The 25411-nt window shown below is 65.5% G+C and carries 25 protein-coding genes and 1 pseudogene; 19 read left to right on the top strand and 7 right to left on the bottom strand.

The window, feature by feature from the left end; translation table 11 throughout:
• Positions 1–62 precede the first annotated feature (62 nt).
• A complete protein-coding gene (locus CR105_RS14935) occupies positions 63–1256 on the bottom strand; it encodes a glycosyltransferase family 2 protein (protein WP_180288204.1) in 1194 nt (397 codons plus the stop codon).
• A gap of 188 nt (positions 1257–1444) precedes the next feature.
• A pseudogene (locus tag CR105_RS14930) lies at positions 1445–2906 on the bottom strand (ABC transporter ATP-binding protein).
• 183 nt (positions 2907–3089) lie between these two features.
• Here CR105_RS14930 and CR105_RS14925 point away from each other — a divergent pair.
• On the top strand, positions 3090–3626 hold the full coding sequence (locus tag CR105_RS14925; RefSeq protein WP_180288203.1) for a CHRD domain-containing protein: 537 nt from the start codon (positions 3090–3092) through the stop codon (positions 3624–3626).
• 2 nt (positions 3627–3628) lie between these two features.
• Here the strand turns inward: CR105_RS14925 and CR105_RS14920 are convergent, their stop codons facing one another.
• Positions 3629–4978: a phenylacetate--CoA ligase family protein gene (locus CR105_RS14920; RefSeq protein ID WP_099789374.1), complete on the bottom strand. Its 1350-nt coding sequence runs from the start codon at positions 4976–4978 to the stop codon at positions 3629–3631.
• Between the two features lie 153 nt (positions 4979–5131).
• On the opposite strand from CR105_RS14920, the gene CR105_RS14915 reads away from it, so the two are divergent.
• Both CR105_RS14915 and CR105_RS14910 read left to right on the top strand, forming a co-directional pair.
• Positions 5132–5563 (top strand): hypothetical protein, encoded by a 432-nt coding sequence (locus CR105_RS14915; protein WP_180288202.1) that lies wholly within the window; start codon positions 5132–5134, stop codon positions 5561–5563.
• A 15-nt stretch (positions 5564–5578) separates the two neighbouring features.
• A complete protein-coding gene (locus CR105_RS14910) occupies positions 5579–6493 on the top strand; it encodes a pyridoxal-phosphate dependent enzyme (protein ID WP_099789372.1) in 915 nt (304 codons plus the stop codon).
• Here CR105_RS14910 and CR105_RS14905 read toward each other — a convergent pair.
• Positions 6477–7760: an esterase/lipase family protein gene (locus tag CR105_RS14905; protein ID WP_099789370.1), complete on the bottom strand. Its 1284-nt coding sequence runs from the start codon at positions 7758–7760 to the stop codon at positions 6477–6479. The genes CR105_RS14910 and CR105_RS14905 overlap by 17 nt on opposite strands.
• An 80-nt stretch (positions 7761–7840) precedes the next feature.
• Positions 7841–9082, bottom strand: a complete 1242-nt coding sequence (locus tag CR105_RS14900; RefSeq protein ID WP_099789367.1) for a dienelactone hydrolase family protein — start codon at positions 9080–9082, stop codon at positions 7841–7843.
• A 322-nt stretch (positions 9083–9404) separates the two neighbouring features.
• Between CR105_RS14900 and CR105_RS14895 the strand changes: the two genes are divergently transcribed.
• From CR105_RS14895 to CR105_RS14880, 4 genes are all read left to right on the top strand, one after another.
• Complete coding sequence (locus CR105_RS14895; protein WP_099789364.1) at positions 9405–11093, top strand: methyl-accepting chemotaxis protein; 1689 nt, start codon at positions 9405–9407, stop codon at positions 11091–11093.
• Between the two features lie 177 nt (positions 11094–11270).
• Positions 11271–11882 (top strand): tRNA-uridine aminocarboxypropyltransferase, encoded by a 612-nt coding sequence (locus CR105_RS14890; RefSeq protein ID WP_099789489.1) that lies wholly within the window; start codon positions 11271–11273, stop codon positions 11880–11882.
• 63 nt (positions 11883–11945) lie between these two features.
• Positions 11946–13106, top strand: a complete 1161-nt coding sequence (locus CR105_RS14885) for a trypsin-like serine protease (RefSeq protein ID WP_099789361.1) — start codon at positions 11946–11948, stop codon at positions 13104–13106.
• A 153-nt stretch (positions 13107–13259) separates the two neighbouring features.
• Entirely contained in the window at positions 13260–14390 is a 1131-nt protein-coding gene (locus tag CR105_RS14880; protein WP_099789486.1) for a PA0069 family radical SAM protein, read from the top strand.
• Between the two features lie 10 nt (positions 14391–14400).
• Here CR105_RS14880 and CR105_RS14875 read toward each other — a convergent pair whose 3' ends face one another.
• Complete coding sequence (locus tag CR105_RS14875) at positions 14401–14961, bottom strand: gamma-glutamylcyclotransferase (protein ID WP_099789358.1); 561 nt, start codon at positions 14959–14961, stop codon at positions 14401–14403.
• Between the two features lie 213 nt (positions 14962–15174).
• On the opposite strand from CR105_RS14875, the gene CR105_RS14870 reads away from it, so the two are divergent.
• The 4 genes from CR105_RS14870 (at position 15175) to CR105_RS14855 (ending at position 18401) form a co-directional block, all read left to right on the top strand.
• Positions 15175–16200: a fumarylacetoacetate hydrolase family protein gene (locus CR105_RS14870; protein WP_099789355.1), complete on the top strand. Its 1026-nt coding sequence runs from the start codon at positions 15175–15177 to the stop codon at positions 16198–16200.
• Entirely contained in the window at positions 16197–16841 is a 645-nt protein-coding gene (gene maiA / locus CR105_RS14865) for a maleylacetoacetate isomerase (RefSeq protein WP_099789353.1), read from the top strand. Before CR105_RS14870 ends, maiA begins: the two co-directional genes overlap by 4 nt.
• A 79-nt stretch (positions 16842–16920) precedes the next feature.
• Entirely contained in the window at positions 16921–17580 is a 660-nt protein-coding gene (locus CR105_RS14860; RefSeq protein ID WP_099789351.1) for a hypothetical protein, read from the top strand.
• 29 nt (positions 17581–17609) lie between these two features.
• A complete protein-coding gene (locus CR105_RS14855; protein WP_099789348.1) occupies positions 17610–18401 on the top strand; it encodes a hypothetical protein in 792 nt (263 codons plus the stop codon).
• A 108-nt stretch (positions 18402–18509) separates the two neighbouring features.
• On the opposite strand, the gene CR105_RS14850 is transcribed toward CR105_RS14855, so the two are convergent.
• Positions 18510–18941 carry a CBS domain-containing protein gene (locus tag CR105_RS14850; protein WP_180288201.1) on the bottom strand — a complete coding sequence of 144 codons (432 nt, stop codon included), beginning with the start codon at positions 18939–18941 and terminating at the stop codon, positions 18510–18512.
• Between the two features lie 157 nt (positions 18942–19098).
• Here CR105_RS14850 and CR105_RS14845 point away from each other — a divergent pair, with 157 nt between their 5' ends.
• The 8 genes from CR105_RS14845 (at position 19099) to fdx (ending at position 25403) form a co-directional block, all read left to right on the top strand.
• Complete coding sequence (locus CR105_RS14845) at positions 19099–19863, top strand: uracil-DNA glycosylase family protein (protein WP_099789484.1); 765 nt, start codon at positions 19099–19101, stop codon at positions 19861–19863.
• A gap of 162 nt (positions 19864–20025) precedes the next feature.
• Entirely contained in the window at positions 20026–20508 is a 483-nt protein-coding gene (gene iscR / locus CR105_RS14840) for a Fe-S cluster assembly transcriptional regulator IscR (RefSeq protein WP_099789343.1), read from the top strand.
• Between the two features lie 19 nt (positions 20509–20527).
• Positions 20528–21784 (top strand): IscS subfamily cysteine desulfurase, encoded by a 1257-nt coding sequence (locus CR105_RS14835; protein ID WP_099789340.1) that lies wholly within the window; start codon positions 20528–20530, stop codon positions 21782–21784.
• A 21-nt stretch (positions 21785–21805) separates the two neighbouring features.
• On the top strand, positions 21806–22195 hold the full coding sequence (gene iscU / locus CR105_RS14830) for a Fe-S cluster assembly scaffold IscU (protein ID WP_099789337.1): 390 nt from the start codon (positions 21806–21808) through the stop codon (positions 22193–22195).
• Between the two features lie 18 nt (positions 22196–22213).
• Positions 22214–22537 carry an iron-sulfur cluster assembly protein IscA gene (iscA, locus tag CR105_RS14825; protein ID WP_099789334.1) on the top strand — a complete coding sequence of 108 codons (324 nt, stop codon included), beginning with the start codon at positions 22214–22216 and terminating at the stop codon, positions 22535–22537.
• A 3-nt stretch (positions 22538–22540) separates the two neighbouring features.
• Positions 22541–23056 (top strand): Fe-S protein assembly co-chaperone HscB, encoded by a 516-nt coding sequence (gene hscB, locus CR105_RS14820; protein ID WP_099789332.1) that lies wholly within the window; start codon positions 22541–22543, stop codon positions 23054–23056.
• A gap of 88 nt (positions 23057–23144) precedes the next feature.
• Positions 23145–25034 (top strand): Fe-S protein assembly chaperone HscA, encoded by a 1890-nt coding sequence (gene hscA, locus CR105_RS14815; RefSeq protein ID WP_099789330.1) that lies wholly within the window; start codon positions 23145–23147, stop codon positions 25032–25034.
• A gap of 27 nt (positions 25035–25061) precedes the next feature.
• Positions 25062–25403, top strand: coding sequence for an ISC system 2Fe-2S type ferredoxin (fdx, locus tag CR105_RS14810; RefSeq protein WP_099789328.1), 342 nt, complete (start codon positions 25062–25064; stop codon positions 25401–25403).
• The last annotated feature ends 8 nt before the right edge of the window (positions 25404–25411 follow it).

The raw sequence follows: 25411 nt of genomic DNA, 5'->3' as shown, positions 1-25411 counted from the left end.
GACATCCATTTTAGGCGTGGCGCGGCGCGCGGCGCTGTGCGTCCGCAAAGCGATCGAGGACGTCACGGCGCGTCGCGCGCGCGTGCGGCCGGCGCCGGCCGTGCGCCCAGCAGCGCGCGGACATACAGCGCAATCTTGTTCAGCACGTACGGCACCGCGTGGCCGAGCCGCTGCGCCGGCAAGATCGTCACGCCGGCTTTGCGCCACGCGGACAACAAAGCCGCGGCCAGCGGCAGCGCCGGCATAGCGGCCAGCGCCCACGGCAGCGCCGCGCCGCTGGACACCCAGGCCAGCGGGCCGGCGCCCAGCGCGAGCAGCGCCAGCATCAGCAGCAGGCACACTGACGGCACGCACAGGTCGGCGGCCAGCGTCAGCAGCGACACGTCGCGCCGCAGCAGCGCGCGCTGCAGCAGGCGCGGTCCGTAGTGGACGATCAGCGCCAGCTGGGCCAGCTCGCGGCGGGTGTGGCGCAGCACGGCGTCGTCGTCGGGCCAGGCGGTGGTGACGACGGCGTCGGCGCAAAACAGCGGCGCCGCGCCGGCCAGCGCGAAGTCGAGGCCGAGCGCGAGGTCGAGCGCGCAGTGCGGATTGGCCAGTGGCCACGTGCTCGCCAGCGGCCACGGCAGCGCCACGCCGCTGCCGGCCAGCGTGCAGCCCATGCCGAGCCGGCGCCAGCCGAGCGGACGCAGCCAGTGCTCGGTGAGCGACGCCCAGTGCGCCAGCTGGTGGGCGGCGCCGTCGCCGTCGCGCGGACGCGGCAGGCATGCTGCCTGCACCGGACGGCGCGTCGCCGCGCAGGTGTTGGCCAGCCAGTCGATCGCGTCCGCTTCGAGCAGGCAGCCGGCATCGATCGCCAGCACCACTTGCGGCGGCGCTTGCGCCAGGTGGTGCACGCCGGCGGCCAGCGCGTAACCTTTACCGGGCCGGCTGGCGTCGCTGTGCACCAGCACCTCGGCGCCGGCGAGACAGGCAGCCAGCGCGGTGTCGTCGCGGCAGTTGTCGGCCACCACCAGCAGGCGGTCGCCGCCGTGCAGCTGCGCGCGCACCGATGCCAGCGTGGCGCCGATGCGCGCCGCTTCGTCGTGCGCCGGCACCAGCACGGCGACCGACGGCCGCTCGCACGCCGGCAGCGCGTGGCGCGCAGGCGTGCGCGGCGCGGCGATCAGCTGCAATGCCAGCGCGCACGCCGCCAGCGTCAGCACCAGCACCAGCACCACGAACACGGCCTGCAACGCGACCAGCAGCAATGCCATCATCGTTCCTCCGGCCCGGTTGCACGGCGGGGGCTTGGACACGATCATAGGGGTGGCCAGGCGCTGCCGATTGACGTCGCTCTAGCGTGGCGCGCGCACTGCCGGCCGCCGAAACGGTCGGTCTCCGCAACGCAACAACGCCATCCTCGCGCAGCGGCGACCCATGCCGAGCATGCTTCGTGGTGCTGCGCCTAGGCGAACGCCGCCACGGCGGCCGGTGGCCGTTCGCCGATCTGCTGGCGCCACATCGCGTAGTACAGGCCTTTCTGCTCGAGCGGCGCGTCGTGCCGGCCGCTTTCGACGATGCGTCCTTTCTCGAGCACGGAGATGGTGTCGGCATGCATCACCGTCGACAGCCGGTGCGCGATCAGAATCGTGATGCGCTGGCCGTGCGCCGACAGCGTGCGCACGGTGTTGGTGATCTGCTCCTCGGTCAGCGAATCGAGCGCGGAGGTGGCCTCGTCGAAAATGAGCAGCGGCGGCTTGCGGATCAACGCGCGCGCGATCGACAGGCGCTGCCGCTCGCCGCCCGACAGCTTCATGCCCATCTCGCCGATCAGCGTGTCGAGCCCGTCGCCGGACTTGGCCAGCAGGTACGCGCACGATGCCTGCTCCATGGCGGCGGTGATCTCGGCGTCGGTAGCATCCGGCTTGGCGAAACGGATGTTCTCGCGCAGCGTGCCGGCAAACAGGTGCGTCTCCTGCGTCACCAGGCCGATCTGCCGCCGCGCCAGGTTAAAGCGCAGTTCGCGCGTCGAAATGTCGTTGTACAGCACTGCGCCGCCGGCCGGCGAGTACAGGCCGACCAGCAGCCTGACCAGCGTCGACTTGCCCGAGCCGGACGGCCCGACAAAGGCGATCGTCTCGCCCAGCCCGGCGGCAAACGACACGTCCTGCAAGGCGTCGTCGCTGGCATTCTTGTGGCGAAAGCGCACGCCGGCAAAGCGCACGTGCGTGACGGCGCCGATGTCGACCGGATCGTCCGGGCGCCGCTCGATCGGCTTTTCCATCAGCGCCGCAAAATTGAGCAACGACGCCTCGGCTTCGCGCCACGCCAGGATGATGTTGCCGATCTCCTGCAGCGGCGCAAAAATCGCCACCGAGATGAACTGCATCGCGATCAGTTCACCCGTGCTCAGCACGTTGCGGAAAATGAGCCACAGCAGGGCGAACAGGATCGCCAGCCGCAGCAAGCTCAGCGTGGTGCCCTGCAGGAACGACAGCACGCGGATGCGCTTGACCTTTGCATCTCCAGCGAAAAGATGTGGTCGGTCTGCGCGCGCAGCCGGCGGATCTCGGCAAACGTCAGGCCGAGGCTTTTGATCAGCTCGATGTTGCGCAGCGACTCGGTGATGAAGCCCGAATTAAGATGCTGGTGCCCAGTTTCTGCACCACCAGCCGCGTGATGTATTCCTGCATCGCCTTCGCCAACCGCGACAGCACGGCCACCAGCACCGCCAGCGCCAGCAGGCGCAGCACGCCCGACACCAGCTGCTCTTCGCTCTTGCCGGCGCGCCCCAGCGCGAACTCGTCGATGATGATGCCGAAAATGATCGGGTCGACCAGCGCCAGCACTTGGCTGATGCCGGCCAGCAGCAGCGCCAGCGCGGCGAGCCGCCAGTGCGGCCGCAGATAGGTCCAGCGGATGTGCATTGAAGTCGGCCGTCGTTGTTGGATAGTTAATCTTAACAACGATCGCCGCGAACCGGCGCTCAGCCTGACCCGGTAACGGCGCGCCCGCCAATGGCGTGCTCCTGTAACATTGCTATCGAGCAGTTGGTGCGATGCGCGCATGTGCGCATCCGAGCTGTCGCCATGACCACAGGAGAACGACGAATGAAGACTTCAACAAAAGACGTCCGCTTAATATGTGCGGCCAGCGCGGCCGCACTGTTGCTGCTGTCCGGATGCGCCTCGCAGAGCGAAACGGCGCCGGCGAAAGCGACGCCGACTGCCATCAATCCGACCCCGCCGCCTGCCGCCGCATCTGCCGCCGCATCTGCCGCCTCACCTGCCGCCGTCACTGCCGCTGCCGCGCTGACCCTGAGCGCCGCCCAGGAAGTGCCGCCGAACCCGTCGAGCGCTACCGGCAAGAGCACGATCGCGGTCGGCCCCGACATGGTGGTCACCGGCACCGTGCAGGTGATGGGCATGACGCCGACCATGGCGCACATCCACGAAGCGGCGCCGGGCAACAACGGTGCGGTGATCCTGCCGTTTGCCAGGACCGGCGAGAACACCTTCGCGCCGGCCCCTGGCGCCAGGCTGACCGCCGGCCAATACGCCAGCTATCTGCAGGGCAAGCTCTACATCAACGTCCACAGCGCAGCCTATCCGGGCGGCGAAGTGCGGGTGCAGCTGCCGGGCAAATAAGGTCAGGCGGCATTGCGGGGTGGATCGAATTCGTTGACCACCCAGCGAAATTTGCCGGCGGCGGTGCTGGGGATGTCGTCACGCAGCACGACCGTGACAGCCACGTGCGGATCGACCAGCTGGTGGATGTTGTCGACCAGTTTCTGCTGGTCGGTCGCGGTAAATCCCTGCAACGGCACCACCCGCACTTCCCAGCGCGCGGGGCCGACCTGCGCGACTTGCGACTTGCAGATGCCGTTCATGTTCTTGAAGGCGAAGGTCAGCACCGATGAGCTGACCGGTTCGCCGTTGCCGCCGGTAATGCAGTCCTCGAACTTGCCGCTGACAACTTCGATCATCGGCCACGCCCGGCCGCACGCGCATAGTCCGCGCCGCCAGCGGGTGTGGTCGCTGAGCCGGTAGCGCACCAGCGGCATCGCGTGGTTGTGGAACGTGGTGCCGACCACGCTGCCGTAGTCGTCGGTCGGACAGCCGTCCTCGTCGACAATTTCTACGTACGAATAATCCGGATTGATGTGCAACTGGCCGTGTTCGCACTCGCCGGCGAAGGCCACCCGTTCGGCCATGCCGTACATGTCCATCACCTTGCCGCCAAACCACTGCTCGACCAGCGCGCGCTGGTGCGGGTACAGCGGCTCCGACGACGTGAAGACGAACGGAATGCCTAGGCGCCTCTGGCGCCGTTGCAGCAGGCCGGCCAGCGTGAATGCGGTCGATGGGTACGCTTGCAGCATCGCCGGCGCCAGCTGCTCCAGGCGGTCGATGATGGCATCGGCATGGGCGTCGACCAGGTGGCGCGACGACACCAGCAGCTGGCAATTGTAGCGGTTCCAGAACCAGAACGGCGGCCCGGCCTGGCCGAACCCGGCGACCAGTTCGCCGCGCAGGGTGGCGCGCACCATGCCGTCGTGGTAGCCGGCCCAGGCCCAGTGACGCTTGACGAAGGCCTGCTCCATCAGCAGCGACGCCAGGCTGCGAAACAGCGTCACCGGCGCCCCGGTGGTGCCGCTGCTCTTGCCCGGCGCCTGCCACGGCTGCCGCTGGCCGCGGTTCGGATACAGCGCGCCGCGCTGGACAAACAGCATGTCCTTGGCGATGATCGGAAACATCGTGCGCAGCACCTCTGGCGCCGCGGCCACCGGAAAATCGCGCGGGAGGTGCTTGTACATCGGCAGCCGCGCGATGGCGGTCTGCATCGTCCGGTGCAGCAGCGCCGCCTGCAACTGTTCCAGTTGCGCGCGGTCGAGCGACTCGTTGCGCTGCAGGGCGCGCAGCCGCCATTGGCTCAAAGGGTTGTCGCGCAACAGAGCGCGCGTGCCGAACAGCAGTTCGTTGCGAAGTTGCGCGCTCATGTCGAGTTGGTGTTTTCAGCGGAGTTTGCGGGCGCGAAGCCACATTTGACTGTACTCCCGAATCGAGGCGCGGCGAGCCGCCGGACGCAAAGCGGACGCATTTGCCGGCATCGGTGGTAGAATTTTTTCCCCGTCCACGAATGGCTCGCCACGATGTTGCAACCAGTCGACTTTCCGATTCGCACCGAATGCCCGCCTGGGGCGTGCGTCTGCGACCGCGAGCGCCTGCTGGCCGAGCCGGGCGCCGACCTGCGGATCCTGAAGCTGACGCGCGACGAAGAAAAGAAATTGCTGGCCCGCATCGAAGCCATCGCCAGCTACGACGACCTGCTGAAGATGGAGCAGAAAATGCGGCAGCTGCTCGGCATCGCGATCAGCATCACGCCCAGCGCCAACGAAGTGCGCACTGTGCGCGGCTTCAACATCGAGCTTGCCGAGTTGCCGGGCCTGTGCCGCAAGACGCGCCAGTCGATTCCGGCGGCGGTGCGGCGCTGCCTCGACCAGCATCCCGAGATCGCCTTCGCCATCCTCGACTCCTACGATCTGTTCGGCATGGGGCAGGGCGGAAACAACACCAACCAATAACAATCACCGAACACCATGCCCCTGCACATCGAAACCCCGCTGCTTGAATCCGCCGCCATGTCCACCCCTGCCCAGTCGGTCTGGCTCAAGATGGACGCCTTGCAGCCGCCTGGCTCCTTCAAGATCCGCGGCATCGGCTTCGCCTGCGAGGAATACGCCCGCCGCGGCGCCCGCCGCTTCGTCTCGTCTTCCGGCGGCAACGCCGGCATTGCCGCCGCCTACGCCGGCCGGCGCCTGTCGATCCCGGTCGTGGTGGTGGTACCGGAAACGACCAGCGCGCGCGCCATGGAACTGATCCGCCGCGAGCAGGCCGAGGTCATCGTGCACGGTGCATCGTTCCAGGAAGCAAACGCGCTGGCCCAGTCGATGCTGCTGTCGACCGACGCCTTTATCCACCCGTTCGACGATCCCTTGCTGTGGCAAGGCCACGCCAGCATGATCGACGAGGTCGCCCGCGCCGGCTTGACCCCTGACGCGGTGCTGCTGTCGGTCGGCGGCGGCGGCCTGCTGTGCGGCGTGGTGGCCGGCCTGCGCCGCAACGGCATGGCCGGCGTGCCGGTGATCGCCGTCGAAACCGTCGGCGCCGATTCGCTGGCGCAATCGGTCGCCGCCGGCGAGCGCATCGAGCTGCCGCGCATCAGCAGCCTGGCCACGTCGCTGGGCGCGCGCAAGGTCGCCGAACAGGCGTTCGAGTGGACCCGGCAGCATCCGGTGCACAGCGTCGTCGTGCCCGACAGCGCCGCGGTGGCGGCCTGCATGCGCTTCATCGACGACCACCGCGTGGTGGTCGAGCCCGCGTGCGGAGCGTCGCTCGCCGTCGCCTACGACCGCGCCGCGCTCGGCGCCTGCCGCAATGTGCTGGTAGTCGTGTGCGGCGGCGTCACCGCCACGGTAGGCCAGCTGCAAGCCTGGGCTACAGAGCGTAGATGAGGGCACCGATCCGGTCGTACACCGAATAGACCGGCGCCGGCCCGCCTGACCAGCCGAGAATGTCGAAGTGGTCGTAACCCTCATAAGTGCGCAGGTAATTCCACGTGCCGCGCTGCGCGCTGCCGGTGTAGTTGCGCTGCGGATGGCCGGCCGGCCCCTTCATGCTGCTGGTGTTGACGACGCCGTCGTTGGCGAACCAGCTGCGGTCCACCAGCACCCGCTCCGGCGCCGATTGCGTGTAGGAGCCGATGCCGCGCTGGAGGCGCATCGGCGCGATCAGCTCGCCCGCGCTCGCCCTGCAAAAATAGATCATGTCGCTGCGCGCGTACTGGTACGAGGGCCACTGGAAGGGCGCGACGAAGCGGTCGGTGTCGTTGCAGCAGGCGCTGCCCGCTTCGGTGGCGCGCGTGCCGATCGAAAAATAATAGACATGCGGCGACGTGCGCGCCCATTTGTTGAATGCGCGTGCGCCGTCCGGCGCCATTTCCAGCTGCGAGGTGTCGAAGTCGCCGCTCATCGATGACCTGGCGATGCCCGGCGGCGTCGCCACCCACGGATTCGGCGGCCCGGCCGCCAGCAGCACGAAGTTGTCGACCATCGTCGCCCACGCCGCCAGCAGCGACGCGAAATCCTGCACCGCGTCGCGCAGCGTGGTGCCGTTGTGCGGCGCCGAAATGGTGGTCACGCTGGTCACCCAGCCAACTTTGCCGCCTCGGTACAGTTCGCCGCCGCCTTCATCGCCGTTCGGCGAGCCGTGTTCGAGCAGCTCGATCAGCGCGCGGATGGTGGTGCCGCCCTGGCTGTGGCCGACCAGGTGGATCGGATGCGCGGCGTCCCACGCCGGGTGGAACGCCAGCGGGTAGCGGTGCGGATTGTTGGCCGGATCGGCCGCCCAGCATTTGCCGGCCGGCTTCGCTACGCCGTCGCCGTGCGCGTGGCGCGTGGTGTGCTCGCTGCCGTAATCGACGCAGCCGCCCTTGATCTGGTAGTACAGCTCGGCCGCCCGGTCCCAGTTGACGGCGATCGGCGAGACCGCCGCCGCCAGCACCCGGTGCGCGCCGCCGGCACGCATGCGCTCGGCAATGTCGCCGAAGCCGCCCCAGTACAGGAAGCCGCTGCCGTTGAACTGGTCCGGGCCGAAGCCAAGGAACCCGGGCACCAGCACCACGGGATGGTTGTTGCCGGCCTGCACCGGCGCGGCGCCGGCCAGCGCGGCGATGGCTATTGCCAGCAGCAAGCCTGCCAGGCGTGAACGAAGTCGCAACATGCGCTCCTCCAATGATCAAACGTTCATTGTCGGGCCGGCGCGACAGGTCCGGCTTGCGCTGGTGCAGTTCGGTGGTCGGTTCAGTTGGTGGAGGAGGTGGAGGAGGTGGTGCCGCCCACCGCGCCGGCGGCCGGTGGCGACACCCGGCCGGCGATCGCGGTACCGTCCGGCAACGGCGATGGAGCAGCGTGCCACACGACATTCTCGTCGACCGAGTACAGCTTGCACGGCTGGCCGCCTTTCTTTTCGCACGTCGCCAGCGCGCGCGCGTCCGGGTCTTCGCCTTCCTCGGCCCAGCACCAGGCGCCACTTGGCGACAGCGCGAACGCGCGCGGACTCATCTTGGACAGGTATTCGCGGTAAGCGGCGCGGCCGCGCTCGCCCATGTAGGGTACCGCGTCGACGTCGTCGATCTCGGCAAAGTCGCTTTTTGGCAACGTCGGCTGCGGCACCACCTTATAGCGCACCACCGTCGGCATGTCGATCTGCTTGAGAAACTGCTCGGTCTCGTGCCACCAGATTTTTTCACCGTCGCGGCTGGCGATCATGCCGTGGGCATCGCGCTTGAACGCACCGAACTCGACCAGGCGGGCCTGGCCGCCGGCGTGCACGAAGGCGCCGTGCATGCGGCGTACCAGTTCCGGGCCGAACAGCGAATCGTTGGAGCCATACATCCACAGGCTGACGACCTTGTTGGCCGCGCCATAGTTGCCGAACGCTTTCACCAGTTGTCCGCGCCAGTCGCAGCTGTTGGCGTCGTCGCGCAGGCCGCCGGCAAAGTTGATCAGGCCGCGCACCCCAGGCAGCTCTTCGGTGCCGAGCGCCATCGTTGCCATGCCGCCGTAGGATTGCCCGGCCACCACGATGCGGTCGCTGTCGATCCAGTCCTGCTGGCGCGCATAATTGAGCGCGGCGCGCACGTCGTTGGCCTGCGAATAGCCGTTGGCCGTCATGTTGCAGCCGTAATCCTTGTAGCGCCCGGTCGAATTGGCAAAGCCCTGGCGCATCGGCACCATGACCGCATAGCCGCGCTTGACGAAGGCGGTGGCCATGAAGATGAAGCGGTCGCGCTGCTGCGCGCTGGGAGGGCCGGCTTCCTTGCCATGGTTGATGATCAGCAGCGGATACGGTCCGGGACCATTTGGCTGGAAGACCGTCGTCTCCATCATCGAACGGCCGTTGCCGGCCGGTATCAGGACGAGGTGTTCGTTGAGCCGGTAGTCGAGATGCAGCTCTTGCTCAACTGATAAGGAAGGCAGCGATGCCAGGCCGACGATGATCGCCAAGGTGATGTTGCGGACGGAAGGGAGGGCTCGAGCCATGGCGGTGGAGGGCAGTTGGGCTGGATGGAAATTTCCGGTTGGAATATTTTGATTCTAGGCACCTTAAATTTCCAGAGCAATACCCAACTGTTAAGTTCGCCGGGTAATTTTTTCCGTAGTACCAGAACAGCAATCCCTATCGAGCGCAGCACACGGCGACTGGGGATCCGTGCCGATACACTTCGCATAACGATCGTTTTAATTTCTACAACGAAATATTAGTTTTTCTGTTGCAAAAAAACCTTGGTGCATTTGCACCGTTTTGGGGAATAAGGAAAATTCCTGTTAGCATCAATTTCCGTCTCTTGCATTGCGTCTCGTCATGAAAAATCTGAACATCGGTGTCCGTCTCGCGCTTGGCTTCGCCATCGTCCTTCTGCTGCTCGTCGCCATCAGCGCCACCGCGCTATGGCGAATGCAGTCGGCCAGCGCCGTCACCGAGCACCTGGTCGAGCAAAAGGTCCGCAACGAGCGCCTCATCACCGAGTGGGCGCAGATCATCCACGTCAATGCGGCGCGCACCACCGCCGCCTGGCTAGCGGTCGATGCGGTCGACCAGAAAGCGGTCGAGGACATGATGAAAGCGTCGTCGGCGCGGGCCACGGTGGTGCAGGACACCCTGGTCAAGTTGCTGCAGGAACCCGTCGCCAAAGGCCTGCTGGCCAACGTCCTGACCACCCGCGCCGCGTTCACCGCGGCGCGCGCCAGCGTATTCAAGGGCAAGGCCGCCGCCGACCTCGAAGGCGCCAGGGCAATCTACGACAAGGACATGGTTACCACCCGCACCGCCTACCTCGATGCGCTTGAGAAATTGTCGCTGTCGCAGCGCGCCTTGCTCGACCAGACCGGCAACGAGATTGCGGCGCAGTACGCCAACGGCCGCAACATGACGATCGCGCTCGGCGCGGCGGCGATCCTGATCGGCGCCATCTTCGCTTACCTGATCACCCGCTCGATCACCGGCCCGATCCGCGAAGCGGTGCGGGTTGCCGAAACCGTGTCGGCAGGCGACCTGACCAGCGACATCGTCGTCAACAGCACCGACGAGACCGGCCAGCTGATGGCGGCGCTCAAGGCAATGAACGACAGCCTGGTCGGCATCGTCGGCCAGGTGCGCAGCGGCACCGACACCATCGGCACCGCGTCGGCCGAGATCGCCAGCGGCAACCTCGACCTGTCCTCGCGTACCGAAGAGCAAGCCAGTTCGCTGGAAGAGACCGCATCGTCGATGGAAGAGCTGACCTCGACCGTCAAGTTCAACGCCGACAACGCCCGCCAGGCCAACCAATTGGCGATCACCGCCTCGCAGGTGGCCACCCAGGGCGGCGCCGTGGTGTCGGAAGTGGTCGCCACGATGGGCTCGATCAACGACTCGTCGCGCAAGATCGTCGACATCATCAGCGTGATCGACGGCATCGCCTTCCAGACCAACATTCTCGCGCTCAACGCCGCGGTCGAGGCCGCGCGTGCCGGCGAGCAGGGCCGCGGCTTTGCCGTGGTCGCCTCCGAAGTGCGCAACCTGGCGCAGCGTTCGGCGGCCGCCGCCAAGGAAATCAAGGCCCTGATCGGCGACTCGGTGGCCAAGGTCGACACCGGCTCGCGTCTGGTCGACGAGGCCGGCAAGACGATGGCCGAAGTCGTTGCCAGCATTGCCCGCGTGACCAGCATCATGAACGACATCACCACCGCCAGCGACGAGCAGCGCGACGGCATCGAGCAGGTCAACATGGCCATCACGCAAATGGATTCGGTCACCCAGCAGAACGCCGCGCTCGTTGAGGAGGCTGCTGCTGCTGCCGCGTCGATGCAGGAGCAGGCCGCGCGCCTGTCCGAAGTGGTCGGCGTGTTCAAGCTGAACCAGCTGGCGCCGCCGCGCGCGGCCGCGCCGCGCCCCTCGGTCGCTGCGCGTGCGACGCCGGCATTGCGCCAGGCCGCCCCGGCACCGGCGCCGGCCGTGCGCAAACCCGCCGTCGCGCTCGCCGCCACCAAGGACGAGTGGGAAGAGTTCTAACCCCAAAACACTGGGGTCAGGTCTGACATTCGGACATTTCGAACGGGAAACGCTGGGGTCAGGTCTGACATTCGGACATTTCGATATTGAAATGTCCGAATGTCAGACCTGACCCCAGCTTTTTTATTGCTGCGTCGCTGTTGCCAGCAAGCGCCGCCGACGCTTATGCTGGCGGCCATGAGCAACTCGTCCCATCCCCGCCGTCCGATCTGCGCCACCTGCCTGCGCCCCGTTGCCACTTGTATCTGCCAATGGATCGCGCCGGTCTCGACCAGTGTCGAGCTGCTGATCCTGCAGCATCCGCTCGAAGTCGCTAACGCCAAGGGCAGCGCCCGCCTGCTGCACCTGAGCGTGCCCGGCAGCGTGCTGCTGGCCGGCGAGCTGTTCGATCCTGCCGACCTGTCGGCCCTGCTGCACGCCGATGGCCGTACGCCGCTGCTGCTGTACCCGGACGATAGCGCCGCGGCGGCGGTCGATACCGTCAGCCTCGCCGATCCCGCCGCGCTGCGCCTCGTCATGCTCGACGGCACCTGGCGCAAGAGCCGCAAGATGCTGCATCTTAATCCGCTACTGCAGGGCTTGCCGCGGCTGGCGCTGCAGGGCATGCCAGCCTCCCATTACCGCATCCGCAAGGCCCACGCGCCCGACCAGCTGTCGACGCTCGAAGCGGCCGCCTACGCGCTGATGCGACTCGACGGCGGCGAGGCCGGCTTCGCGCCGCTGCTGGCCGCCTTCGACGGCTTCGTTGCCCAGCAGGCCGCTTACGCTGGCCGCGCATCGCCAGCATAGGAATTTTCCCGCCGTACGCCAGTCGAATGAAGACGGCGCACCGTCCGCGCTGGCGAGGATTCCATGAACAAAATGTCCAATAACATATCGGTCACAGCCGTGGCACTCGTCATCGCCAGTGTGGCCCAGTCCCAAACCGCCACTCCCGTCCACACCGGTCCGCTCGCAAAGGCCAATGTCGGCCCGGCAAATGCAACCGGCCAGTTCTGGACGCCTGACCGATTAAAATCAGCCAAGCCTTTGCCTGTGCCGCAGGCGCGGCAAGGCATGGTGTCGGCTGCCCCGCCATCGGCGCTTGGCGCCGTCGCGCCGGTCCGCAACCAGGGCAGCGGGCCCACCTTGCAGGTCGCCCCGCGCGAGCGACGCCTGTTCACGCCCGAGAAAAGGCCCGCCGTCGCGCCGGCCGATGCGCCGGTGCGCCCCAGCGCGGCGGGCACTCTCGGCGCCTACTTCACCAGCACCCGGGTTTTCCCAATGTTCAACGGCGAAGCGGCCGAGTATTCGGCCGACCGCGTCTTTCCGTACCGCGCGGTCGGCAAGTTGTTTTTCACGGCCAACGGCGCGCCCTTCACCTGCTCGGCCGCGGTGATCCAGCGCCGCGTGGTCGCCACCGCCGGCCATTGCGTGCACAGCGGCTCGCCGAACGATTTTTACGAAAACTTCCTGTTCGTGCCGGCCTATCGCGACGGCGTGGCGCCTTTCGGCGCCTGGACCTGGAGCACCGTGATCGTCGCGCCGGCGTGGGCCAGCAGCGGCGGCATGGTGCCCAACCCCGCCGATTACGCGATGATCAGCTTTCGCGACCAGCGCCTCGAGCCTGATGCGCCACTGTCCCGGCTCGGCGACGTCACCGGCTGGTTCGGCTGGCAGACCGGCAGCCTGTACCCCAACCACACCTCCAAGATCGGCTATCCATGCAATCTCGACGACTGCGAAAAAATGCAGAACGTCATGAGCGCCAGCCTGCGCGCCACCGAGTCGAACACCGTCGAATACGGCTCCGACGCGCGCGAAGGTTCCAGCGGCGGCCCATGGATACAAAATCTGGAACAAGTTTCGCTGGGCGGCGCCAGCGGCATCGACGCCGTGCCCAATGTGCTGGTCGGCGTCACCTCTTACATCTACAACGACCAGGTCGAAAAAGCCCAGGGGTCCTCGGTGCCGGACAACCTCTGGATCCAGTTGTGGAAAGCGATCTGCGCCTCCAGCGGCAACTGTAACTAGTGCGGTAATTTCTGAGGCGCCGGCGCAACGGCGACGCCGCACGCACGCGCTCCGCTTGAACAGGCCGCGGCGCGATGGTACTATACTGTATGCCCATACAGTATCGAGGACCCCGCCGTGACTGACAGCGATAACGACTTTGAAGGGCAGGTCATGCTGCCGCCCAAGCCGCTTGCGCCCAGGAAGGGACGCGGGGCGGTATCGAACGTGCAAGGGCGCTACGAGGTCAATGGCCGCGAAGACTTTGACGACGGCTGGGTGCACGATGACGACGAGGAGAGCGGCCCGGCCGCCTTCAAGACCCACGTCACCGACGAGCACGCCAAGACCATCCTCAGCCGAAACGCCTCCCCCGACATCCCGTTTAACGTTTCGCTCAATCCTTACCGCGGTTGCGAGCACGGCTGCATCTACTGCTTTGCGCGGCCCACGCATAGTTACCTGGGCCTGTCGCCGGGGCTCGATTTCGAAAGCCGCCTGTTCGCCAAGGTCAACGCACCCGAGCTGTTGCGGCGCGAACTGGCCAAGCCCGCCTACGTGCCCGAATCGATCGCCCTTGGCGTCAATACCGACGCATACCAGCCGTGCGAGCGCCAGTTCGGCATCACCCGCCGCGTGCTCGAGGTGCTCAATGAATGCGAGCACCCGGTCGGCCTCATCACCAAGTCGTCGCTGATCGAGCGCGACATCGACATCATCGGCGCGATGGCCGCGCGCCGCCAGGCCTGCGCGTCGATCACCATTACCACGCTCGATCCCGAAATCTCGCGCACGCTCGAACCGCGCGCCGCGGCGCCGGCGCGGCGCCTGCGCACCATCCGCCGCCTGACCGACGCCGGCATTCCCGTCAGCGTTAGCGTCGCGCCGATCATCCCGTTCGTCACCGAGCCCGAAATCGAAAAAGTACTCGAAGCGGCGCACGATGCCGGCGCCATCGGCGCGCACTATGTCGTGCTGCGGCTGCCGTGGGAAGTGAACCCGCTGTTCCAGGAATGGCTGCAGGCCCACTTTCCCGACCGTGCGCAGCGCGTGATGAACCGCGTGCGCGAAATGCGCGGCGGCAAAGACTACGACAGCGACTTTTCCATGCGCATGCACGGCGAGGGCGTCTGGGCCGACCTGATCCGTCAGCGCTTCAGCAAGACCGTCGAGCGGCTCGGCATGGGCAGTAACGGCAGCCGCTTCGCCAAGCTCGATTTCTCGCGCTTTCGCAAGCCGCTTGTGGTGCCGCCGGCCCCGGGCAAGAAAGGCGGCAACATCGCCGGCCAGCTGGACCTGTTCTAAACCTACCTGGCTAGAATTCCGCAAGGTGCCGTTCGACGGCAAACACGTGTGGATCGTCCTTGCCGAGGGAACGCAGCGCGTCGGCAAGATTGGTCAGGTAGTCGCGGTTAGGGCCGCTCGGTCCGGCGGAAGCGGCGATCTGGCGCGCGATGTCGCGCTCCGGCGCTTCGCCCAGATAGGCGGCGTTGTCGTCGGTGGCAATGTAGACCAGGCCTTCCTCGCTGTCGCCGTCGTCGAAGTTGATGTTGACGGCCAGGCGCAGGTAGCCATTCTTTTCGCGGTGGTCGAGGTGGGCGAATACTTCCGGCGTGATCAGGTAGGCCATGCCGGCGCAGACGGCGCCAGGGTCGGGTGTCAACGTCAGTACGCGGCCCGGCGCCGTTTCCGTGCCGCGATGGTCGTGCGAGCCCTGCCAGAAGCGCCGCGACCAGCCTTCGATGCTGGCAAGACGCCGTTCAATGAAGGGGAAGTCCGCCTTGAAAATGAGCGAGCCATAGCCGAACAGCCACACGCGATGGTGGCCGTCGAATTTGTCCATGCGCTGGTTGATCGCGATGGTGTTGTGTGACATGTGCGCGTTTCCACAATTGCGGACAATAATTATAGCCGTGCTGTCACACCTTCGCAGCGCGACGCCGCACCAGGTTGAATCGCCGCGCGGTGTGGAAAAACATTTGTATGATTGCCAGTTTTGCACTCTAATGATGACATCTATAGAGGAGCACGCAATGCAATTCAAAAAAAACCATCACGCCGCTTGCCGCGCCGATAAGCAGGAGCAAGCATGAAGCTCGCCACCTTGAAGAGCGCGGGCCGCGACGGCGTGCTGATCGTCGTCAGCCGCGACCTCGTCACCTGCCAGCGCGTGCCCAAGATTGCCGCAACCTTGCAGTTCGCGCTCGACAACTGGGACGCCGTCGCGCCGCGCCTGCGCAACGTCTACAGCGACCTCAACGACGGCACTGCTTTGGCGGCCGAACCGTTCGTCGAGTCGCTGTGCCATTCCCCGCTGCCGCGCGCCTACCAGTGGGCCGACGGCTCGGCCTACATCAACCACGTCGAGCTGGTGCGCAAGGCGCGCAACGCCGATGTGCCGGCCTCGTTCTACACCGATCCGCTGATGTACCAGGGCGGCTCCGACTCGTTCGTCGGCCCGTGGGATCCGATCTTCGCGCTGTCCGAGGAGTGGGGCATCGACCTCGAAGCGGAAGTGGCGGTCATCACCGGCGACGTCGCCATGGGCGCCAGCGTCGCCGACAGCGCCGCGGCGATCAGGCTCGTCATGCTGGTCAACGACGTCTCGCTGCGCAACCTGATTCCCAATGAACTGGCCAAGGGCTTCGGCTTCTTCCAGTCCAAGGCCGCCAGCGCGTTTTCCCCGGTGGCGGTCACGCCCGACGAACTGCAGGCGGCCTGGCAGGACAGCAAACTGTGCCTGCCGCTGACGGTCACGCTCAACGAACTGCCGTTCGGCAAACCGAACGCCGGCCAGGACATGACCTTCAATTTCGCCCAGCTGGTGGCGCACGCCGCCGCCACGCGTGAGCTGGCCGCCGGCACCATCATCGGCTCCGGCACCGTATCGAACAAGCAGGGCGGCCTGCACGGCTCGAGCATCGAGCATGGCGGCGTCGGCTATTGCTGCCTGGCCGAATTGCGCATGTACGAAACCATCGAAAAGGGCATGCCCACCACGCCGTATCTCAAGTTTGGCGACAACGTCCGCATCGAGATGCTCGATGCCGACGGCGCCAGCATCTTCGGCGCCATCGACCAGGAAGTGGCGCACTACCACGGGCCGACCAAATGAAGCTATACACCTACTTCCGCAGTTCCGCGGCGTACCGCGTGCGCATCGCGCTGAACCTGAAAGGGCTGGCGTACGAGGCGGTGCCGGTGCACCTGGTCAAGCAGGGCGGCGAACATCTGCGGGACGATTACCGCGCGATGAATCCGAGCGCGCTGGTGCCGACCTTCGACGATGACGGCGCCATGCTGACGCAGTCGATGGCGATCCTCGAATACCTCGAAGAGACCCATCCCGCGGTGCCGCTGCTGCCGGCGGCGCCGCGCGAGCGCGCCCGCGTGCGTGCGCTGGCGCAGATCGTCGCCTGCGACATCCACCCGGTCAACAACCTGCGCATCCTGCGCTACCTCGTCAGGACGCTTGGCATCAGCGACGACGCCAAGAACGAGTGGTACCGCCACTGGATCGGCGAAGGCTTCGCCGCGCTCGAAGCACACCTGGCGGCCGATCCCGCGCCGGGCCGCTTCTGCCATGGCGACGCGCCAACCTTCGCCGACTGCTTCCTGGTGCCGCAGGCGTACAACGCGCAGCGCTTCAACATCGACGTGGAGGCGTACCCCAACATCGCCCGCATCAACGATGCCTGCGCCGAATTGCCGGCCTTTTTCGCCGCCCACCCTGCGCAACAGCCCGACGCGGAGTAAAGCACCCTATACATACCAAATACTCCCCACGAGCACCGAAACTGCTCATACAATTGTTTTTTTCTCTTCGGTGCATTTTATGAAATCTTTCAAGCTTGCCGCCTTCGCCACCGCCGCACTGTCGCTTGCACTTCCGTTGCAAGCGCAGACCGTCGATCCACTCTGGACTAAAACGCTGGCGCACTCCGCACTGGTCAAGAAGTGGGCGCCGCAAGAGAAAACCACGCGCATCGACGCCAGTGGCGACGACAAGAACGAGCGCGTCAAGGTCAGGGCGCGCCTGAAGGGCTGGGACAACGGCAAGCCGGTCTACGACACGGTCCAGATCGAACCCAAGCCTGAGCCCGGCAAGTCCGCCAAAGGGCAAACCGAGATGAACGACGCCAACAATATGACCGATGAACTGATGCGGATGAACGCGCCGGTCAGGCGCACCGACGGCCAGGTGTTGCATGGCAAGAGCTGGACCATGTTCGACGTCGCCGAGTCGAAGGGGCCGGTGAATGTTTCGGTACGCCTCTGGGTCGATCCGGTCACCGGCGTGGCCCACCACGTCGAGTCGAAGCTGCGCGGCACGCTCATGTTCGACATGTTCATGGCGACCAGCTACGTGCCGCATAAGGTTGCCGGCAGCGTGCCCGAACGCTCCGACTTCCGCCTCAAGGTGCTGGTGCCGTTCGTCGACGCCAGGGTCAATATCCTCAGCAGCATGGATAATTGGGTGCCGAGGCCCAATTGATGCCGGGAGCGCGCCTTCTGGCATTGACAGTGGCCGCCTTCTGCGGCGCCCCGGCGCTCGCTCAGGATGCCGTCGATACGGTGGTGCCGGCAGTGGAAATTCGCTCGAAGAAAAATGCCGGCGACATGCCTTACCTGTCGGCCTACAAGATCCAGCAGCGCCTGCTGTCCTTGCTGCCGCCCGAGCCGCGCGTCAGCGACATCCGCATGCGCGTGCTGTTTACCAGCCTGACGCAATCCGAACAGGATGACTTCCTGCCGGCGAGCTGGGCGGTGGCGATTGTCGGGCAGACGTTCGAGCAGGTGGTCCCGGTAGCGCGGGGCGGCTATTTCCTGCTGCCCGAGGTGCCGGTTGCCGCGGACGAGGATGGCACGTTGATGTTCAACACGCAGACCAAGAAGAAAACCCTGTCGGCCGTCTGGACCGTGCGCGCGCAAGGCAACCTGCTGCCGTACCGCGACTTTGCGCGCGCCATCAGCGAATACGAGCTGGTGCGGCGCAGGATTGGCGTCGGAGAGCTGGCGCTGCGCCAGATCCGCGAACATCGGCCAAACGCCTTGCGCGCCTGCTTTGCCAACGGGGAAGGGGCGATTCTGGTGGACCGGACTGCCTCCGGCGCGGTGGCGCACGGAAGTTGCTGGCTGCTCAAGTTTGATGCCGACAAGGCCAACACGGATGCCGTCATCAATTTCAGCGGCGCGTTGGAAGCGTTGACGCTCGACGCGCTCGGCGATACGGCGATCGCCCCCGAAGGCAAATATCGTATCCGCCGCCCCGAGCTCATCGAAGACTTCGACCCCGACGGCAAGATTCGCTGGTAGCGTCAGTCATCCTCGCGAACGCAGAGCACGATTTTTTTCGGGCCTGCGTAAACTTAAAGACCGCCGAGCCGAGCCCGCGCGCGCGATGCGGCGCGGGCCCACCAGCTATTAAGCCTTGCTGTCGCTTGGCTGCGAGATTTCGCCCAGCGCCTGGTCGGTGCTGGCGGAGTGCTTGGTGGCCATGTCGCCCAGCGAAACGATGCCGACCAGCGAGTGCGATGCCTGGTCGACAACGACCACGCGGCGGATCTGCACGTCGCCCATTTCGGCCAGCACTTCTTCCACCGTCTGGGTGGCGAAGCAGGTACGCACGTCGGTGCTCATGACGTCGCCGGCGCGGGTCTTGCTCGGATCTTGCCCGGCAGCGGTGGAGCGGATCGTAATGTCGCGGTCGGTCAGCATGCCAACGAGCTTGGCGCCGTCGACGACCGGAACGGCGCCGACATCGAGTTCCTTCATCAATTCGGCGGCGCGGCGCACGGTGTCTTCTGGCGAGATGCTTTTTACATTGCGGGTCATTACGTCTTGAATCGTTTGCATGTGAACCTCCGTACGGAATAATTGGTTGAACCCCAAAGGGGGAGCCCGAATGATGCACTTATTTCAAGAAATCAGCCGCATGGTTGAAACTGCATTATCCGGGCGCATCGCCGATGTGCCGCTGCGCTACAATCGCCTCTTTCCGCGCCGCTCCCACATGCCTGCCAACACCATCCCCCCAACCATCCTCGACGCGCTCGACCTGGCCGACGCCAGCTGGCGCCCGATCCTGCTCGAAGGCCTGGCCGCGGTCGCCGCAGCCAACCCCGGCTACTTGCCGGCCCTTGCGGCCGACAATTACCTTCCCACCGGGCAGCGCCTGTTCGCCGCCTTCGCCCTGCCGCTGCCGGCGGTGCGCTACGTACTGGTGGGGGAGGGACCGTATCCGCGCGCAGAGAGCGCCACCGGCGTGTGCTTCATGGACGGCGCCGTCGGCGACCTGTGGAGCGAAGCCGGCTTGTCGAAGCCGGTCAACCGCGCCACGTCGCTGCGCAACTTCATGAAGATGCTGCTGGTGGCCGACGGCCAGCTCAGCGCCGGCGACACCGGCGGCGCGGCGATGGCGCCGGTGGCGGCCAACGCCCGCGGCAACGGCTCGATCCAGACCTTGGCGCAGTTGCAGCAAAACCTGACGCGCCACGGCTTCCTGCTGCTGAACGCGGCGCTGGTGTTTCGCCCCCACGTGCCGCCGGTCATCGAGGCGCGCGCCTGGCTGCCGTTCCTGCAGGTGGTGCTGGCGTCGCTGGCCGGTACCGGCGCCAAGCTGGTGCTGTGGGGCAAAATCGCCGAGCAGCTAAAGAAGCTGCCCGAGTGCGCCGGCCTCGAACAGCTCTGCGCCGAACATCCCTACAACCTGTCCTTCATCACGCATGCTGGCATGCAACAATTGTTCGGGCCGATGCGGCTGTTGCGGGCGCACTGAACCCCGGCCGGCACTCCCTGGCGGAATGGGGCGCTCCAAGACAAGCGGGTGGGAATTTGCTATACTTGACTAAATCGTTCAACTAATCAGGGCATCGAATCTTTCGAAGCACGACATGGTCAGTTGGGTGGGTGCAATATTCTAACATTGACCGGGGTTGTGATGCGTCTGACCACTAAAGGCCGTTTTGCTGTTACTGCGATGATCGATCTTGCCCTGCGCCAAGGCAAGGGACCTGTCACGCTGTCGGGCATCAGCCAGCGCCAGGCCATCTCGCTGTCTTACCTCGAGCAGCTCTTTGGCAAGCTGCGCCGCCACGAGATCGTCGAATCGATCCGCGGACCGGGCGGCGGCTACAGCCTGGCGCGCAAGGCCGACAAGGTGACGGTGGCCGACATCATCATCGCCGTCGACGAGCCGATCGACGCCACCCAGTGCGGCAGCAAGGAAAATTGCCACGGCGCCGACGCCGCCACCGGCACGCGCTGCATGACGCACGAGCTGTGGGCCACGCTCAACGAGAAGATGGTCGATTACCTCGATTCGGTCTCCCTGCAAGACCTGGTCGATCAGCAGAAGCAAAAGAATTCGGAACAAGCCGTCGTCGTGATGCACCGCAACCACGCCGCCGTCGGACAAAATTAAAGCATATTGGAGTGATTTGATGAACGCGCCTTTGGACAAGAACCTCGAGCACACTTTCGTGACCGCCCCGCATTTTCCGATTTACATGGATTATTCGGCGACCACGCCGATCGACCCGCGCGTCGCCGACAAGATGATTCCGTACCTGCGCGAGCAGTTCGGCAATCCCGCCTCGCGCAGCCACATGTACGGCTGGACGGCTGAAGCGGCCGTCGAAGAAGCGCGCGCCGAAGTGGCCAAGCTGGTCGGCGCCGACCCGCGTGAAATCATCTGGACGTCGGGCGCCACCGAAAGCAACAACCTCGCGCTGAAGGGCGCTGCCCAGTTCTACAAGACCAAGGGCAAGCACATCATCACCGTCAAGACCGAACACAAGGCCGTGCTCGACACGGTCCGCGAACTCGAGCGCGTCGGCTTCACCGCGACCTACCTCGAACCGCAAGACAATGGCTTGATCACGGTCGAGCAGCTCAACGACGCCATCCAGCCAGACACGATCCTGGTGTCGGTCATGCTCGTCAACAACGAGATCGGCGTCATCCAGCCGGTCGAAGAACTTGCCGCGCTGTGCCGCTCGAAGGGCATCATCTTCCATTGCGACGCCGCCCAGGCAACCGGCAAGGTCGTCATCGACCTGGCCAACAGCAAGGTCGACCTGATGACCTTCACCGCGCACAAGACCTACGGCCCGAAAGGCATCGGCGCCTTGTACGTTCGCCGCAAGCCGCGCGTGCGCCTCGAAGCGCAGATGCACGGCGGCGGCCACGAGCGCGGCCTGCGCTCGGGCACCTTGCCGACCCACCAGATCGTCGGCATGGGCGAAGCATTCCGCATCGCACGCGAAGAGATGGACAGCGAAATCGTCCGCGTCAAGGCGCTGCGCGACCGCCTCGCCAAAGGCCTGCAGGAAATCGAAGAGACCTACATCAACGGCGACATGGAGCACCGCGTGCCGCACAACCTGAACGTCAGTTTCAACTACGTCGAAGGCGAATCCTTGATCATGGCGATCAAGGGCCTGGCGGTGTCGTCCGGTTCGGCCTGCACCTCGGCCAGCCTGGAGCCGTCCTACGTGCTGCGCGCCTTGGGCCGCAGCGACGAACTGGCGCACAGCTCGATCCGCTTTACCATCGGCCGCTTCACGACCGAAGCCGACATCGATTTCGCGGTTGACCTGCTGAAATCGAAGGTTCACAAATTACGCGAACTGTCGCCCCTGTGGGATATGTTCAAAGACGGCATCGACATCGCGTCGATCCAATGGGCAGCCCACTAATCGTTTTCAAGGAGTATCACCATGGCATATTCGGACAAAGTGTTGGACCATTACGAAAACCCGCGTAACGTCGGCGCCTTCGACAAGGGCGACGAGACGATCGGCACCGGCATGGTCGGCGCGCCGGCCTGCGGCGACGTCATGAAACTGCAGATCAAGGTCGGCGCCGATGGCCTGATCGAAGACGCAAAATTCAAGACCTACGGCTGCGGTTCGGCCATCGCGTCGAGTTCGCTGGTGACCGAATGGGTCAAGGGCAAGACGCTCGACCAGGCGCTGTCGATCAAGAACACCCAGATCGCGGAAGAGCTGGCGCTGCCGCCGGTCAAGATTCACTGCTCGATCCTGGCCGAAGACGCCATCAAGGCAGCCGTGCTGGACTACAAGACCAAGCATCCGGCGGCCGCTTAAAAGTTTGCGGAGAACCACATGGCAATCACACTGACCGAAAAAGCAGCCAAGCACATCAACCGCTACATCGAACGTCGCGGCAAGGGTGTCGGCTTGCGTTTTGGGGTGCGCACGACGGGCTGCTCCGGGCTTGCCTACAAGCTCGAGTATGTCGACGAGGCCGCCGCCGAAGACCAGATCTTCGAGTCGCACGGCGTCAAGGTCTTCGTTGATCCGAAAAGCCTGCCGTACATCGACGGTACCGAGCTCGACTTCACGCGCGAAGGCCTCAACGAGGGCTTCCGCTTCAACAATCCGCACGTCAAGGATGAGTGCGGTTGTGGAGAAAGCTTCCGCATCTAGCTCATGCAGAATCACTTCGACCTGTTCCAGCTGCCGGCCCGCTACACGATCGACCCGGCCGCGCTCGACGCGGCCTATCGCGACGTGCAGGGGCAGGTGCACCCCGACCGTTTCGTCAACGCAACCGACGCTGAAAAGCGTGTCGCGATGCAATGGGCGACGCGCGCCAACGAGGCCTACCAGACGCTGAAAAATCCGCAGAAGCGCGCGCGCTACCTGTGCGAGCTGAATGGCGTGGATTTGCAGACGGAATCGAACACGGCCATGCCGATGGACTTCCTGATGCAGCAGATGGAATGGCGCGAGGCGCTCGGCGAGGCAAGGGCCGACAAGGACGTCGCCGCGCTCGAAGCGCTCGACGAGCAGGTCAAGGGCGAGCGCAAGTCGCGGCTCGAGCAGGTGGGACGGGAGCTCGACGCCGGCGACTTTGAAGCGGCGGCGCAGGGCGTGCGCGCCTTGATGTTCCTCGACAAATTCGGTGAAGAAGTCCACCACGCCTTCGAGGCCGCCGAGGCTTGAGGTGAACAACCGGGGTCTGACCCCATCGGGTCAGACCCCAGACCTGGCCGCCGCACCACCAAATAAAAACAAGACAGATCAAACAACCATGGCCTTACTCCAAATCTCCGAACCCGGCATGTCGACCGCCCCGCACCAGCACCGGCTGGCGGTGGGCATCGACCTTGGCACCACCAACTCGCTGGTCGCCACCGTGCGCAGCGGCATTCCCGAAGTGCTCAGCGACGAAGACGGCCGCCTGCTGCTGCCGTCGATCGTGCGCTACCTGCCCAACGGCCATGCCCACATCGGCTACAAGGCGCAGGCGCACCAGACCACCGACCCGAAAAACACCGTGGTGTCGGTCAAGCGCTTCATGGGCCGCGGCCTGGCCGACATCGCCCACGCCGAAAACCTGCCCTACGATTTCCAGGATTCTCCCGGGATGGTGCAGATTCGCACCGTCGCCGGCGTCAAGAGCCCGGTCGAGATCTCGGCGCAGATCCTCGCCACCTTGCGCCAGCGCGCCGAAGATTCGCTCGGCGACGACCTGGTCGGCGCCGTCATCACCGTGCCGGCCTACTTCGACGACGCCCAGCGCCAGGCCACCAAGGACGCCGCCCAGCTGGCGGGTCTAAACGTGCTGCGCCTGCTGTCGGAGCCAACCGCCGCGGCGATCGCCTACGGCCTCGATCACGGCTCCGAAGGCGTCTACGCCGTCTATGACCTCGGCGGCGGCACCTTCGACATCTCGATCCTCAAGTTGTCCAAGGGCGTGTTCGAAGTGCTCTCCACCGGCGGCGATTCGGCGCTCGGCGGCGACGACTTCGACCACCGCCTGTTCTGCTACATCTCGGAACACGCCAAGCTGGCGCCGCTGTCGGACGAAGACACCGCCACCTTGATGGTCAAGGCGCGCCAGGCCAAGGAGCAGCTGTCCAACAACGCCGTCACCACCATCGACGCCATCCTCAACTCGGGCGAAATCGTGCACCTGCGCGTCACCGCCGAAGAGTTCTGCGAGATGACGAAACACCTGGTGGCCAAGACCATGACGGCGATTAAAAAAGCCATGCGCGACGCGTCCGTGTCGGTCGACGACGTCGACGGCGTGGTGATGGTCGGCGGCGCCACTCGAATGCCGCACGTGCGGCGCGCGGTCACCGAGTTTTTCAAGACGATCCCGCACGCGAACATCGACCCGGACAAGGTGGTCGCCCTCGGCGCCGCCATCCAGGCCAACCTGCTGGCCGGTAACCGCGCCGCCGGCGACGACTGGCTGCTGCTCGACGTCATTCCGCTCTCGCTCGGCATCGAGACGATGGGCGGCCTGGTCGAGAAGATCATCCCGCGCAATTCGACCATCCCGTGCGCCCGCGCCCAGGAGTTCACCACCTTCAAGGACGGCCAGACCGCGCTGGCGGTGCACGTGCTGCAGGGCGAGCGCGAACTGGTGTCGGATTGCCGTTCGCTGGCGCGCTTCGAGCTGCGCGGCATTCCGCCGATGGTCGCCGGCGCCGCGCGCATCCGCATTACCTACCAGGTCGACGCCGACGGCCTGCTGTCGGTGTCGGCGCGCGAAACGCGCTCCGGCGTCGAAGCGCACATCACCGTCAAGCCGTCGTATGGCCTGGCCGACGACGACGTGGCGCGCATGCTGCAGGACTCCTACACCTCGGCCCAGGTCGACATGGTGCTGCGCGCGCTGCGCGAAGAACAGGTCGAGGCCGAGCGCATCCTGCTGGCCACCCAGTCCGCGCTCGACGGCGACGCCGCCTTGCTGTCGCCTGACGAGCGCAGCGCCATCGACGCCCTGATGGCGAAGGTGCGCGACGCGGTTGCCGCCACCGCAGGCGAGCCGGCCGACGTGCCGGCCGCGCAGGCGGCGCTGCACGCCGCCGTCGAAGCGCTGGCGCAAGGCACCGAGGAATTCGCCTCGCGCCGCATGGACCAGAGCGTTCGCAGCGCGCTGGCCGGCAAAACGCTCGACGAAGTCTGAACTTACAAAATTGAAGAGGTAATCCCAGTGCCGCAAATTGTCATCCTGCCCCATCCCGTGTTCTGTCCTGAAGGCGCTGTGCTGGAGGCGCCGAAAGGCAAATCCGTCTGCGACGTCATGCTCGACAACGACATCGACATCGAACACGCATGCGACCGCGTGTGCGCCTGCACCACCTGCCACGTGCTGGTGCGCGAAGGTTACGACAGCCTCAACGAGCCGGAAGAAAAAGAAGAAGACATGCTCGACAAGGCGTGGGGCCTGGAAGCGGTGTCGCGCCTGTCGTGCCAGGCGATCGTCGACGACACCGACCTGGTGGTGGAGATTCCGAAGTACACGATCAACCACGCCGCCGAAAAAAATCATTGAACGGGAAA

This window comes from Massilia eurypsychrophila (assembly GCF_002760655.1).
Lineage (GTDB): Bacteria > Pseudomonadota > Gammaproteobacteria > Burkholderiales > Burkholderiaceae_D > JAFCUW01.
The sequence above is the reverse complement of the archived record's forward strand: the minus strand, read 5'-3'. Positions and strand labels throughout refer to the sequence as shown.